This window comes from Leptotrichia massiliensis (assembly GCF_900104625.1).
GTDB lineage: Bacteria > Fusobacteriota > Fusobacteriia > Fusobacteriales > Leptotrichiaceae > Leptotrichia > Leptotrichia massiliensis.
The window spans coordinates 897,298-910,113 of sequence record NZ_FNVZ01000005.1; the positions used below are offsets into that span (position 1 = coordinate 897,298).

Annotated in this window: 17 protein-coding genes; 1 reads left to right on the plus strand and 16 read right to left on the minus strand. The window is 26.9% G+C overall.

All coding sequences use genetic code 11. The features are described 5' to 3' along the window. Nucleotides 1-87: 87 nt before the first annotated feature. From BQ5344_RS12465 to BQ5344_RS12470, 3 genes are all read right to left on the minus strand, one after another. Nucleotides 88-432, minus strand: a complete 345-nt coding sequence (locus BQ5344_RS12465) for a hypothetical protein (protein ID WP_071124935.1) — start codon at nt 430-432, stop codon at nt 88-90. 77 nt (nt 433-509) lie between these two features. Next, nucleotides 510-635: a hypothetical protein gene (locus tag BQ5344_RS12530; protein ID WP_268872976.1), complete on the minus strand. Its 126-nt coding sequence runs from the start codon at nt 633-635 to the stop codon at nt 510-512. 4 nt (nt 636-639) lie between these two features. Continuing rightward, a complete protein-coding gene (locus BQ5344_RS12470; RefSeq protein WP_071124936.1) occupies nt 640-870 on the minus strand; it encodes a hypothetical protein in 231 nt (76 codons plus the stop codon). 97 nt (nt 871-967) lie between these two features. Between BQ5344_RS12470 and BQ5344_RS08315 the strand changes: the two genes are divergently transcribed. Then, a complete protein-coding gene (locus BQ5344_RS08315) occupies nt 968-2,152 on the plus strand; it encodes a tyrosine-type recombinase/integrase (protein WP_235846136.1) in 1,185 nt (394 codons plus the stop codon). Nucleotides 2,153-2,352: 200 nt separating this feature from the next. On the opposite strand, the gene BQ5344_RS08320 is transcribed toward BQ5344_RS08315, so the two are convergent. From BQ5344_RS08320 to BQ5344_RS12475, 13 genes are all read right to left on the minus strand, one after another. After that, a complete protein-coding gene (locus BQ5344_RS08320) occupies nt 2,353-2,703 on the minus strand; it encodes a hypothetical protein (protein ID WP_071124938.1) in 351 nt (116 codons plus the stop codon). A gap of 582 nt (nt 2,704-3,285) precedes the next feature. Beyond that, nucleotides 3,286-3,651 carry a PBECR3 domain-containing polyvalent protein gene (locus BQ5344_RS08325; RefSeq protein ID WP_071124939.1) on the minus strand — a complete coding sequence of 122 codons (366 nt, stop codon included), beginning with the start codon at nt 3,649-3,651 and terminating at the stop codon, nt 3,286-3,288. Between the two features lie 2 nt (nt 3,652-3,653). Continuing rightward, complete coding sequence (murJ, locus tag BQ5344_RS08330; protein WP_071124940.1) at nt 3,654-5,168, minus strand: murein biosynthesis integral membrane protein MurJ; 1,515 nt, start codon at nt 5,166-5,168, stop codon at nt 3,654-3,656. A 21-nt stretch (nt 5,169-5,189) separates the two neighbouring features. After that, a complete protein-coding gene (locus BQ5344_RS08335) occupies nt 5,190-5,906 on the minus strand; it encodes a segregation and condensation protein A (protein ID WP_071124941.1) in 717 nt (238 codons plus the stop codon). 7 nt (nt 5,907-5,913) lie between these two features. Further along, the gene (locus BQ5344_RS08340; RefSeq protein WP_071124942.1) at nt 5,914-6,915 is read right to left on the minus strand and encodes a bifunctional riboflavin kinase/FAD synthetase; all 1,002 of its coding nucleotides are present in this window, start codon (nt 6,913-6,915) and stop codon (nt 5,914-5,916) included. Between the two features lie 183 nt (nt 6,916-7,098). Further along, nucleotides 7,099-7,596 carry a bactofilin family protein gene (locus tag BQ5344_RS08345; protein WP_071124943.1) on the minus strand — a complete coding sequence of 166 codons (498 nt, stop codon included), beginning with the start codon at nt 7,594-7,596 and terminating at the stop codon, nt 7,099-7,101. A 150-nt stretch (nt 7,597-7,746) separates the two neighbouring features. After that, nucleotides 7,747-9,273, minus strand: a complete 1,527-nt coding sequence (locus tag BQ5344_RS08350; protein WP_235846137.1) for an NAD(P)H-hydrate dehydratase — start codon at nt 9,271-9,273, stop codon at nt 7,747-7,749. Between the two features lie 24 nt (nt 9,274-9,297). Further along, the gene (locus BQ5344_RS08355) at nt 9,298-9,933 is read right to left on the minus strand and encodes a M15 family metallopeptidase (RefSeq protein WP_071124945.1); all 636 of its coding nucleotides are present in this window, start codon (nt 9,931-9,933) and stop codon (nt 9,298-9,300) included. 11 nt (nt 9,934-9,944) lie between these two features. Continuing rightward, the gene (locus BQ5344_RS08360) at nt 9,945-10,259 is read right to left on the minus strand and encodes a hypothetical protein (protein ID WP_071124946.1); all 315 of its coding nucleotides are present in this window, start codon (nt 10,257-10,259) and stop codon (nt 9,945-9,947) included. Between the two features lie 59 nt (nt 10,260-10,318). Continuing rightward, a complete protein-coding gene (gene hisJ / locus BQ5344_RS08365) occupies nt 10,319-11,170 on the minus strand; it encodes a histidinol-phosphatase HisJ (protein ID WP_071124947.1) in 852 nt (283 codons plus the stop codon). A gap of 42 nt (nt 11,171-11,212) precedes the next feature. Continuing rightward, nucleotides 11,213-11,635: a hypothetical protein gene (locus BQ5344_RS08370; RefSeq protein ID WP_071124948.1), complete on the minus strand. Its 423-nt coding sequence runs from the start codon at nt 11,633-11,635 to the stop codon at nt 11,213-11,215. 30 nt (nt 11,636-11,665) lie between these two features. Continuing rightward, nucleotides 11,666-12,319: a bifunctional phosphoribosyl-AMP cyclohydrolase/phosphoribosyl-ATP diphosphatase HisIE gene (gene hisIE, locus BQ5344_RS08375; RefSeq protein WP_071124949.1), complete on the minus strand. Its 654-nt coding sequence runs from the start codon at nt 12,317-12,319 to the stop codon at nt 11,666-11,668. Between the two features lie 230 nt (nt 12,320-12,549). Continuing rightward, on the minus strand, nt 12,550-12,705 hold the full coding sequence (locus BQ5344_RS12475) for a nucleotidyltransferase domain-containing protein (RefSeq protein ID WP_235846164.1): 156 nt from the start codon (nt 12,703-12,705) through the stop codon (nt 12,550-12,552). Nucleotides 12,706-12,816 lie beyond the last annotated feature (111 nt).

A 12,816-nucleotide genomic window follows, 5' to 3' on the forward strand; every position in this document is an offset into this window, starting at 1 on the left:
TCATATTACTTTTGATTATGTTAGCTGATTACCAATAACACTTCCTGTTGTAGAAACTAGGGCTTTTTTAAAAAATTTTCAATATCCTTACAAAAACTTTTTCTTTCGTTCCATCCTTAATTTATCATAAAATCTGTAATACTGATATAATTTTTTTCGTATCATTTCAAACTCAGTTTTATTTAACTCGTTTAAATCTTCAATTTCAAAAAGATATAATTGATTTAAAAGTTCCATACAAAATAATGCTCTATATTTGGCCAAATCTTGGGAATAATTTTCTAAAATTTTTATTATCAGTTCTATAATCCAAATATTTTTGCTTTGGTATGAAAATGTTTTGCTATTTCCAATAAAATTAATGATTTTGTTTTTAATAATGTTTGTATCTTCTTCTTCGGATTCGTTGTCTATATTATAGTATGTTTTCAAGTTCTACAATTTCTTCTTTTTCATATTCGTTTTTATGTCTTGAAATTTCAAAATTTATAAATTCTTGTATTTTTTTATTATTTACTTCTTCTAGATCTCTTTTCGTCTGTATATTCATAATCTGTATATTCATAAATTGTTGCAAGCAAATCTATAAACCAGATATTTTCATAGTAATATGTTCCAGTGCAGTCATGTCCCACCAAATCATATTCGAAAGGACCTGGTTTTATGTTTTCGTTTAAAATATTCTTCTAACTCCTTTTTTATTTTCAGAATTTGTTTAAGATTTTTATGTGCCAAAACTTCATTTTCAACAATTTTTGCTATTTCTTCATCTTCAGGATAAATAAAATTTATTTTTAATTGCTCATCATCAATTACATTTTTAGATGTTTTCTGTTTTTTAGAATCCTTAAATATTTTTAGTAATTTCATTGTTACACTCGCTTTCATTTTAGCGTTAGCTTTAAATTAATTATACCATAATAAATAAAAAAATCAAAATATAACAGATTATTTTAACGACAAACAGATGAAACTTACTGTTTTTATTTTAAAAATATGGTATAATTATATTGAAAATCATAAAAGTAAGGAGAACTTTGAAGTGCCAGTTTATTACAATGCGGATAGAAAGACTTGGTATGCGATGTTTTATGCTAAGGATTATAAGGGGGAAAATAAGAAGTATAAAAAGACTGGATTTAAGAAGAAAAAAGAGGCTCAGGAATACGAATACGAATTTAAGAAAAAGATTGCCAAGTCTATGAATATGTCCTTTCAATCATTATATGAACTTTATTTTGAAGATTATAGTAAAAGACATAAGCCTACTGCGGTTAATACTGTAAAAACGTTTTTTCGTTTGCATATTTTACCGTTTTTTGGTGAAATTGAAGTGAATAAAATTACTCCTTTTATGATTCGGGAATGGCAAAATGAAATGCTGGAAAAAGAACACGGAAATGGGCAACTGTTTAGTGAAAATTCTAAGTCTACTATTTATGCGGCATTAAAGAGTATGTTTAACTGGGCTACAAAATATCAAAACCTAAATGAAAATCCTTGCAAAAATATGGGGACTTTTGGAAGTAAGAAAAATCGTTCGGAAATGAAAATTTGGTCAGTGAACGATTTTGAAAAGTTTATTGAAGTTTTAGAACTGAAAAATAAAGAGAAAAATGGGAAATATTCTGATTCTATTATTGTGTTTAAGATTTTGTTTTGGACTGGGCTTAGGATTGGTGAACTTTTGGCTCTTTCTGAAAATGATATTAATTTGCAAAAAAAAATTATTGACATAAATAAAACCCTTTCGCATATAAATAAAAAGGATTATATCACTACTCCGAAAACTTTGGGGTCGATAAGAAAAGTTTTATTACCAGAAACTCTTATTTCGGATTTACAATTATATTTTTCTGAAACTTCAAAAATTAATCAAAATAAAAAAAATATAAATAGTGCTAGAATTTTTAATTTAAAAAGTTCTCAGCTTAGATACATTCTAGAGAAATACAGTTTACAAGCAAATTTGTCAAAAATACGCCTTCACGACTTTAGGCATTCTCACGCTTCGTACTTATTATTTATCCAAGCCGACATTACTGCTATCAGCAAGCGACTGGGACACGATAATTTGCAAACTACGATAAATACATATTCTCATTTGTATAAGGATGCAAATACTCAATTAATGGAAAAATTAAATAAATAATTTTTTCAAATTATAAATAATAAAAATTAGGAGTTATATTTATTAATCTATTTTAATAAATTAGTTATCTAAAAGATATTTAATATAACTCCTATTTTTACATAAAGATTTTTTTATTTTATTCACCTTCAGAGCATCACTATGATAAAAAAGACTTTTCTAAAATTCCTCCTATCCTGTCTGCTCAGCTAATAGCTAATTTAATGTAGCATTTCACATTCGCCTTCAACATTAGTATTATAAATTAATAAATTGCCTGTATCATGATTTACATCTGCACAGTAATTATTTTTACTTGAAAAAACTTCTTTTGTAGGAATTTTAGTATTTTTATTATATTTGTAATAAGTTCTGTGAACTTTGATATTATTGTATTTTGTGCTATTAATACGGCATGATTTATATGTCGCTAAAATTGTTAAAGAGTCAGAATCATAGTCTTTTTTCAAAATTTTTCCTCTTCCTTCACAATATCCTGATATAACTCGTTCTGTTCCTACTATATTAAATGAGCAAAATAAAATTAATAATAGAAATATTGTCCTCTTCATTTTAAATTTTTCCTTTCTATATAATTTATTATTTTTTATGCTTTCAGTAGTGCTTTTTGTCTAATATAATTAGAACACTTATATTTTGAAAAAAGAATAGAATAAATGAAAAATTAGATATAATAATATATTTGTATTTCATTTTTATAAAAATTTTAAAATTTTAATTAATAGTTGAATTATTAAAATTTAGGTGCTATACTATAAATATAAAATAAAATATAGTATTTTATAGTAAAAATATTTTAAAAAATTAATAATAAAATAGAACTTTTATAGAACTTTTTAAAATTTCAAAATCATGTATAATAATTATTTTATAATATATAATTACAAAAATTTGATTTATGTTCTACATAAATAGAAAATATAAAAAATCAAAATAAACGATTTTAAGCAATAAAAAATCATCGACAATAAAAGTATGGCTAACTTAATTTTAGGCTCTTATACGCTTTCTATTGCGATGATTTTTTTTTTACATTGTATTCAATTTTTTAATTAATAATCTTAATATAAAGTTATAAATTATTATTGTTATTATTTACCTATTTAGTAAAATAATAATTTTGAATTTGGCTTTTATTTTTTATATCTGTAATGTATATTTTTTTCTTTCAAAAACTTTGTATCTTTTGCCATGAAGGCCGTTAATACAAATCTTAAATTTTTTACATTTTTATGTTGGGAAATTACTACAAAATAATTGAATTTTCCAAATTTTTTTTGATAAAAATGCTCTTTTCGAGATTTTGACTGCTTTGTTACAAAATCTGGATTTTCTAATACTTCTTTTATTATTTCCAGCGAGATTTCAGGATGTTTTGGAAAAATATGTTCTTCAAACTGATTTTTGCTCATTACTACTTTTTGATGCAGTTTAGCTTTAAATTCGTAGACTTCTATTCGTTTACCTGTCTTTGTGTATCTAGTTTTTTCCTGTATCATATTTAACCTCTGTTTAAAAATCTTTTTAGCATTTTTTCAATCAAATCTTTTCTGAAAATTGAAATTAAAATGAGCCAGATTAACAGGTAAATTACAGCAAATGCAATTAAATTTATTGCGATGTCAAATTTTCCAAGCAAATTTAATTTTACCATTTTGGAAATATAAAAAGAAAATCCTGAAATTGCAAATGTAACAATAAGTATTACAAGATACTTGAAAGTTTGTAATTTTACGTATCTTTTTGCAAGCGAAGTATATAGGATTAAGAAATTTACCATTGCAGCAAATGATGTTGCGAATGTCAGTCCAACGTGCAGGTACTGTTTATATAATAACTCATCTAAAATAATATTAATACCAATTGCTGTAAATGAAGAAATTACAGGCAAAGTTCTATCTTTAAATACATAATGACTTCTTGTTAAAAGATGTATTGTTGAGAAAAATAATAGCCCAATTGCGTAAAATTGTAATGTTTCGGATGTTATAACTACACTTTTTGTTGTAAAATGTCCTCTTTTGTAAATCAATGCTACAATTTCCTGTGCATAACCAAATAATACAACTGAAGATGGAACTATTAAAAATGCTAACATGTATAAACCTTGATGAACTACTCTTCGTACTGTTTTCATATTGTTCTTTATCACAGCTTTTGACAATGTAGGAAATATTACTACTGATAATGAGATGGCAAAAACTCCAATTGGTAACAAGTATAGACGGCTGGCATAATTTAAAGCACTAACAGTTCCTTTTGGTAACATTGTTGCATAACGGTTGTCTATAATTTCGTTTATTTGATAGCCAAAAATGCCAATTAGTGTTGGAATCATTAATTTAAACATTTCTACTACATACTCGTCTTTTAAATTAAAAGTAAATTTGTATGTTCTTACTATCTGAAAAAATTGTGGTAACATCATAGTCAGTTGGAAAACACCAGATAGTAAATATGCAACTCCTAAGCCGTAAATACCCATTTTATTTTTCAAAAAAAGCGTTCCAATGATAATTGTCAAATTAAACACAATTCCCATTGAAGCTGCAACTGCAAACTTTTTATAATTATTCAATAATGACGATACTACTCCAGAAAGTGCAATAAACAAAAAATAAAAAGCAACTATTTTTAGAAGAATGTTGGCTGTTTCAAACCTTTCTGAATCTGTAAACTTTGTTGTTATTTTTAAAATTTGTCTTGAAAACAAAATCATTAATATTGACATTGTTGATGTAAATGCAACTATTAAATTCAATACTGAAAAGACAAATTCATCCGTCCTCTCTTTTCCTTGTTCTTCGATTCCACGATTATAAATTGGGATAAAAACTGTACCCAGAGATCCTTCCCCAAATAATGTTGTAAAGAAGTTTGGGATTTTTGTGGCACTAAAATATGCGTCTGTCATTCCTGTTGCGCCAAATACACTTCCAATAATCATTTCACGAACAAGTCCTAAAATACGGCTTAGCATATTTATAATCATTACTATAAAACTAGATTTAAACATTAATTTAATTAATTTCCTTTCTTAATTTTTCATAGATTTAATAAAAAAATTGTTCTCTTCAACAATTAGATCAATTTCTCCATTTTTAAACATATCTAAAATGCAGAGAAATAAAGTTACTATTCTAGATTTAGAAAATTTATTTTTTAGCAGATGATTAAATTCTATCTGATTATTAATTTGGATAATCTGAGAAACTTCAGTATAAGCATCTTCAGCTGAATAATCATCTTCCTCCAAATTTACAATCATTTTTTCTTCAAATTTATTTCTATCATTTAATTTAGAAGTAATTAAATTTTTTAGACTTTTAAATAGATTATCCAAACTCAGACTGGAAATATCGTATTCTATCATTTCTGATCCCATACTTTCCGTCCCTGTTCTTGCGTATGGAATATTATATTCATTTTCATGTTTTGAAAATAATTCTGAAATTTCCTTAAATAGTTGGTATTCTATTATTTTTTTCTCTAAATTTTCAATTTTTTCAAGTTTTTTACCTCTATTTAACACTGAATAGGCTTTAATCTCGATGAGATCTGTTGCCATTACTAAAAATTCGATTTTTATTTTTAAGTTTAGCTCTTTTTGTGCGTGAATGTAACTCAAATAATCATCTATTATTTGTGAAATATTTATTGCGTTTACATCCATTTTCTTTTTTTCGATTAAATGAATAAGTAAATCAAGAGGTCCTTCAAAATTTTCAATTTTTACTTGTATTGTATTTTCCATATTTTACCTATTTTTCTTTTTGATATTTCTTACGCCAGTATGAAATTTTATTTTTCCAGTAATTTACGTCCTTACTTATCTGCTCTTTCAACTCATCCACTGATTCAAATTTTTTTTCGTGCCGTATATTTTCTAAAATTTCAATAAAAATAACTTTTCCGTAAATATCTTCATTAAAATCAAAAATATTAGTTTCAACACTTAGTACACCCACATCAACCGTAGGATTTCTGCCAATGTTCATAACTCCATTATAAACTTTTTCATCATCTTGGATGCATATTTTTACACCATAAACTCCGAATTCAGGATAAATTTTATTTTCAAATCGTAAATTTGCCGTAGGAAAACCAATCACACGTCCAAGCTGTTTTCCATAAATTACTTCCCCAAGAATAATAAAATTATGCCCAAGAAGTTTTCTAACTTTCTCAAAATTTCCTTCTTTAATATAATTTCTAACTCTTGTACTGCTTATAATTTCTCCATTTTCATCCAAAACTGGTTCTTGTACATTCAATTTTATATTTTTTTCTGTTAAAAGTTTTTCAAGTGTATTAATATTACCAGATTTTTCTTTTCCAAAAGTAAAATTAAAACCACAGTAAACTTCAGTCGCATTTAAAATATCCACAAGGACTTTTTCTACAAACTCTTCAGGTGTATAATTCCTAACTTTTTCAAACTGCTCCAAATAGAGATAATCAATTCCATTTTCATTTAACAAATACGCCTTTTCCGAGCAAGTCGTTATTTTAGTCTGCTGATTTTTGGGATATTCACGAAAAGTGTAAACTATTGTCTTTAAATTTTTTTCTTTAGCTTGCTTCACAGCTTTTTGTAAAATTATCTGATGTCCGATGTGAACGCCATCGAAATTCCCCAAAATCAGAATATTTTTATTCCGTTTTATTTCTTTAAGATTTTTATCATAATCAATAGACTCTAAATCATCATTATATTCCACAATATCCTTTATATCAGATAAATTTTCTGTAATAAATTTCATTATTAAATCTCGTTCCTTTTTTATTTTATCATCTTACTTACTAGATTTTATCACAATTTCACTTTATACTCAACCTATAATTTTTAAATTTATGTATTATATAAGTAAAAAATTAAAAAAAGCCAAAAACTCATATATCAATTTTGAGTTAATGGCTATAACTTTGTTCATTTATTAATTTTTCTATTTTTCTTTCTTTTCTTCTGATTTTTCTTCTTTTTTTTCTATTGAAGCTGGAGAACTTGATGTAGATGTATTTTTAGATTCTTCCTTTATAAGAGCAACTTTCATTTTCTTTCTTCCTTCAAATACACCGCCTTCCTGAATTACAAATAAAGCTGAAGTTATTGTAGCATAAGCCTTTCCGGTACTTCCTATTTCAACTTTAGTAGCTGCAATTTCTCCTGAGACTTCTCCGTCTACAATTACATTTTCAGCTGTAACATTTCCTTTTACTATTCCTGTTTTTCCAATATGAACAAGTTTGTTCCCTTTAATATCTCCGTTTAAGACACCGTCCATCTTAAATAGAGAGTTTGATTCAATAGTTCCTGTTATTGTTGTTTCCATTGAAATTGTACTTACTCCATGCACGTTTTCTTCGTTGTTTGCAGAAAATTGACTGCTAAGATCCACACCTTCTCTTTTATCTTTTGATTTATTACTAGAAAATATTGCCATTTTTATTCCTTTCTTCCTTTTTTATTTTATTATTTTTTTTATTGTAAAATTATAAATAAATTATCATAATAATATTGTACTACATTTTCTTTGTTTTTTCAAATATTTTTTTAATATTTTGTTGTTAATTAAAAAAATTCTAAAATTTAATTATCTAAATAAAAAAATTTCATTCATATATTTAGAAATATTATCAATCACATCTGTTGCATTCACAGTATACTGCCTTCTTACCAATTCATCTGCAATTTTACCATGCAAATACGCTCCAATACTAGCAGATTTCATTAAATCATATTTTTGTCCTACAAGTGAACATATTATTCCTGTTAGGCAATCTCCCATTCCACCGTTTGCCATGTGTGAATTTCCTGTACTGTTTGCAAAAAGTTCTTCTCCATTTGTAATAATGGTATTTTTACCTTTTAATAACAAAATTATGCCGTATTTTTTTGAAAACTCTTTTGCTATTTCAAATTTATTTTTATTAATTACTTCTGGCGAAAATCCTATCAGTCGTGAAAATTCAACCAAATGTGGTGTCAAAACGCTTCTATTTCTTATTTTTTCAAAAAGTTCCCTGTTTTCTGCCAGCAAATTTAAGGCATCTGCGTCTAATATCAGTTTTATTGTATTTCCTTTATTGTTTTTCTCAATGTTGATTAATTTTTCAAAAATTGAAAATGCTTGTTGACTTTTTCCAATTCCTGGCCCAATTGTAATTACATCGGAGTTTAAAATTTCATTTTCCAGTTTTTCAAAATTTTCTTCTACATTTTCAAAATTTATAGGAAAGCTCATTGCTTCAGGTACAAACATATTTAATGAAAAGTTATTTTTATCAGTAATTACAGTAGTAAGTCCTGCTCCAGTTCTCACACATGATTTTGCAACTATATTTCCTGCACCATAAAATCCACTGCTTCCAGCAAAAATCAATACTTTTCCAAAATCGCCCTTATGTGAATCCTGATTTCTTTTTATATGAAAACTTTTTACCATGTCAGGTGTTAAATAATATTCTTTGACCAAATGATTGATATTAGTTTCATTCAATCCAATATTTTCAATAATAACTTTTCCTAAGTAATCTTTTATTTTTGAATTTAAAAATCCTTTTTTGTAAGTAACAAATGAAATTGTAATATCAGCTTTGACTGAAATTCGCATAATTTCACCAGTATCGCCATTAATCCCAGAGGGAATATCAATTGAATAAATAGCCTTATTGTTACTTGCTGTATTGATTTTTTCGATAATTTCCCGATAGATTCCTTTTATTTCTGAATTTAATCCTGTTCCAAAAATCCCTTCAATAACAACATTACAGTCCAAAAGCAACTTATCCAATTCTTCTATTTCATAAAATATTTTAATTCCCATATTCTTGCAAATTTTATAATTTATCATGCAATCATTACTCATATCTTCATTACTAATACAAAAAATTTTGACATTTTTCCCCTTTGAAAATAACTGGCGTGCAATCGCATAACCATCTCCACCATTATTGCCCTTTCCACAAATAATAAGAAAATTATTCTCATTTCCATCAATATGTTTCACAAACGAAATCGCGGCATTTTCCATAAGCACAATACTCGGTATTTTTAATTCATTTATCGCAAAACTGTCAATTTTTTTCGTAGTTTCATTTCCACCTAACAACATTTTCATCGCCTCTTTTTTTATTTAAACTTTTTACATTTCATCAAAGCCGAAGTGCATATAATCTCGTGTTCTAAAGTTTGCTCCCCAGACCCATCCTCTTTTTGTAAAGGCTCTCACTACATCTCCGTCAGGTTTTATAGAATATGGATTGCTGTTTGGTTCCCAGCTTTTTCCGACAATAGCTTTTCCGTTACTGTTTACCTGTGGATTTTCTTCGGGATTCAAGTCTATTGCCCGCCCTGTACTGTGAAGGCTTTTAAAACTTCCACGCCATGAATATCCAATTAACCTTTTTATCGGAAATTTTTCCTTGCCTTTATGTATCTCATGAAAAATCTCCTTTACCTCATCTGCCAAAACATCCAAAACTTGAATTTTCTCTGTGTCAGAAACCTTTTTTCCATCCTTTAGCCGCCAGACAGGCAGTTCGATCCAAACCAGTCTTGATTCAGCTTCTGATCTTGTGGAAACGTCTCTTATTCTATCCTTAACCTTTTGTTTCAATTCAGAATCTGGATCAGGATTCTCAACCTTTCGTTTAGATCTAAAAGAATATAGATTTTCATAAATATCATTTGCTGTACTTAAAGTTGCTGCAATACATATTGAAATAGCTAGAATAGCTAAATAGTTTGTTTTATTCCTTAATTTTTTCAAAATTATCATATATAACCTCCTTATAAATTAATATACGTAACACCTAAAATTTTTTTATTTTGAATATCATATTGCTTAATAAAATTAATATAATCAACTAATCCATTACTACAAATTTCTTTCAAAGTGGCTGGAATTATTTTATTCTTTAATTTAAACTCTTTTGCTCTACTCAAATCTCCAATATCTTCAACCGAAGTCCAAAAGATCATATATTCTGCACAATAAAAATAAATTTTATTATCATAAAATTCAGGTATTTTACAAAATTCAACTCCGTCACTTTGTCTTTCTAATGCTTTTTTATCTCGGTAAATAAAATAAGTTTCTTTCATCTTACTTTTCTCCATAAGTATTTTAAAATTTATTGACAATATTTCACTCTATATTTTCATTAAATCTCAAAATCCTTAAACTCTCCACCATCCAAAATCTTCACACTCTTAAACCCAACTTTTCTGGCAATTTCAAGACTTTCTTCAAAATAAAAATCAATATTTTTAGTTTCGTGTGCATCAGAAGAAATTGTAATTGGAATATTTTTGGCTAATATTCTTTCCAGTATTGGAACACTCGGATAAGGAGTTTGTGTCCATCCTCTTGACATTCCACCAGTATTAATTTCAATAATCGCATCAGTTTTTGCTATTTCATCCAGTACATATTCTACTTTCTTTTTGTACCAGTCAGCATTTTCATCAAAATATTTCAAATCTTTGTTAAATTTTCGTACTAAATCCAAATGCCCAATAATATCAGGCTTTTGAGTATGTATCATTTCCACAATATTATCAAAATATGCTTCAATAACCGCTCTTTCATCTCCATCCGCATAATTTTTTATCCCATATTCCAAAACTTCAGGCGTATTGTCAACACAATAATACTCATCTTTTTCTCTATCTTTCACATAATGAACAGATCCAATCCTAAAATCAAGTCCCATTTCCTTATCAGTTTCCTTGTTATACCCAGTATAAAAATCAGCTTCGATTCCAATATAAACCTGCATTTTATTTTTGTATTTTTCTTTTAGTTCTTTTAATTCCTTCAAATATTCCTGCGTTCCTTGTTCGGTCATGCACGGTTCTGTATCAAATGCTGTAAAAGAATGTCCTGAAAGCCCAACACTTGTAAATCCTTTCTCTATTGCTGTTAATATATAATCTTCAGCATTGTTTTTACCGTCGCAGTAGAACGTGTGAGCATGAAGATTTGATGGGAAAATTGTTTTTTTAGTTTGCATTTTTATCAGCTCCTTATATTGTGATGTTCTGTATTAAGTGACTTAATTATCACTTAAATAAAGTCCATCTATTAATTCATCAAAACTATACGCAATTGTAATATATTGAAACTCTGCTCTTGTATGAGTATCAAATACTAAACGAATTTTTTTGTCGTATTTTGAAAGTGTTAGCATATTTTCATATCCGTCTATATCATTTAATACAAATTTGAAAGCTGAATGCCACTGATACTGATATTTATCGGAAAAATTTAATTTTTCAATAAAGAAAATATCACCCCTCCAATTTTTACAACATGTTCCAAATTTAAAATATAAAATATCATATTCTTCAAAAAGAAAATGATACTTCACTATTCCACACTCTTTAAAAAATTCATCATTAAAAATTAAACTTTTTTCAGTTTTTTTTTCACTTTTGTCAAAATCTATGATTTCTTTTAAATGATTTTTATTTTCCATATTAAATATCCTTTTTAAACAAATATTTTTTTACTTTTCTCCACCCATTTTTTCCTGTTTAACTTTATAATCGACAACATGTCTTTTAGCAAGTTCATTTTTCACGTCTTGAATAGTAAGCCCTTGTTCAATCATTAAAACCAAAGTGTGATAATACAAATCTGCAATTTCATATTTTAGTTCATCATTATCATTATTTTTAGCACCAATAATAACTTCTGTACATTCCTCGCCAACTTTTTTCAGAATTTTATCAAGCCCTTTTTCAAAAAGATAACTTGTATATGATTTTTCCTCAGGATTGACCTTTCTATCTTTTATTAAATTATAAAGTTTCTCAGGACTAAAATTACTGTTATTTTCTGCTTCAAATAAGGAATTGAAAAAACAGCTTTCAGAGCCAGTATGGCAAGCAGGGCCTTCCTTTTTTACTTCCAGAAGCAAAGAATCGGAATCACAATCATATTTTACCGAAACAACATTCTGATAATTTCCCGAAGTTTCTCCTTTTAACCATAATTCCTGTCTGCTTCTGCTATAAAAACAAGTTTTTTTATCTCTCAAAGTTATTTCTAGACTTTCTTTATTCATATACGCAAGAGTCAGGACTTCTTTTGTATAATAATCTTGTATTATTGCTGGAACAAGCCCTTTTTCGTCAAATTTTATTTGTTCTATATTCATTTTTTACCTCTTTTCTAATTTTTCTCTTAATATGTAAATATACTTTAACAAATTTTCCATTTCAAAAACAGAAACTTCATAAAGCATTTCTAAACTTGTTCCCCACTGAAGTTTCTTCTTTTTTTATACATAAATTACACTCCCCAAAATTTCTTCCTTTATATCAACTTTGTATTTCTGAACTTTCGGATTTTTAAATTTATATTGAAACATACTTTCATCAACTAAATCTACTTTTTTTGAAAAATTTCTTCTAATTTTTTATGTAAACTACAAAAATTCTGATACATCCCCTTCTTAAATTCCATTTTTACAAGAATATCAATATCGCTATCATTTGTATTAATATTTTTTGAAAAACTTCCAAAAAGACCTAATTTTAAAATCGAATATTTTTTTTTAAATCTCTTCTTTTCTTATATTCACTTTCTAAAAATTCAAGATTTAGTTTTATTGTGACATAATTTATGGTATAATATAGATATAAATAATACATA

Excerpts from the sequence above, each read along its gene's own strand:
- BQ5344_RS08325 (WP_071124939.1), bottom strand. The coding sequence starts at position 3,651 with ATGATACAGGAAAAAACTAGATACACAAAGACAGGTAAACGAATAGAA.
- BQ5344_RS08355 (WP_071124945.1), bottom strand. The coding sequence starts at position 9,933 with ATGATAATTTTGAAAAAATTAAGGAATAAAACAAACTATTTAGCTATT.
- hisJ (WP_071124947.1), bottom strand. The coding sequence starts at position 11,170 with ATGCAAACTAAAAAAACAATTTTCCCATCAAATCTTCATGCTCACACG.
- BQ5344_RS08320 (WP_071124938.1), bottom strand. The coding sequence starts at position 2,703 with ATGAAGAGGACAATATTTCTATTATTAATTTTATTTTGCTCATTTAAT.
- BQ5344_RS08340 (WP_071124942.1), bottom strand. The coding sequence starts at position 6,915 with ATGAAATTTATTACAGAAAATTTATCTGATATAAAGGATATTGTGGAA.
- hisIE (WP_071124949.1), bottom strand. The coding sequence starts at position 12,319 with ATGAATATAGAACAAATAAAATTTGACGAAAAAGGGCTTGTTCCAGCA.
- BQ5344_RS08370 (WP_071124948.1), bottom strand. The coding sequence starts at position 11,635 with ATGGAAAATAAAAATCATTTAAAAGAAATCATAGATTTTGACAAAAGT.
- BQ5344_RS12470 (WP_071124936.1), bottom strand. The coding sequence starts at position 870 with ATGAAATTACTAAAAATATTTAAGGATTCTAAAAAACAGAAAACATCT.
- BQ5344_RS08335 (WP_071124941.1), bottom strand. The coding sequence starts at position 5,906 with ATGGAAAATACAATACAAGTAAAAATTGAAAATTTTGAAGGACCTCTT.
- murJ (WP_071124940.1), bottom strand. The coding sequence starts at position 5,168 with ATGTTTAAATCTAGTTTTATAGTAATGATTATAAATATGCTAAGCCGT.
- BQ5344_RS08315 (WP_235846136.1), top strand. The coding sequence starts at position 968 with ATGAAACTTACTGTTTTTATTTTAAAAATATGGTATAATTATATTGAA.
- BQ5344_RS08350 (WP_235846137.1), bottom strand. The coding sequence starts at position 9,273 with ATGAAAATGTTGTTAGGTGGAAATGAAACTACGAAAAAAATTGACAGT.
- BQ5344_RS08345 (WP_071124943.1), bottom strand. The coding sequence starts at position 7,596 with ATGGCAATATTTTCTAGTAATAAATCAAAAGATAAAAGAGAAGGTGTG.
- BQ5344_RS08360 (WP_071124946.1), bottom strand. The coding sequence starts at position 10,259 with ATGAAAGAAACTTATTTTATTTACCGAGATAAAAAAGCATTAGAAAGA.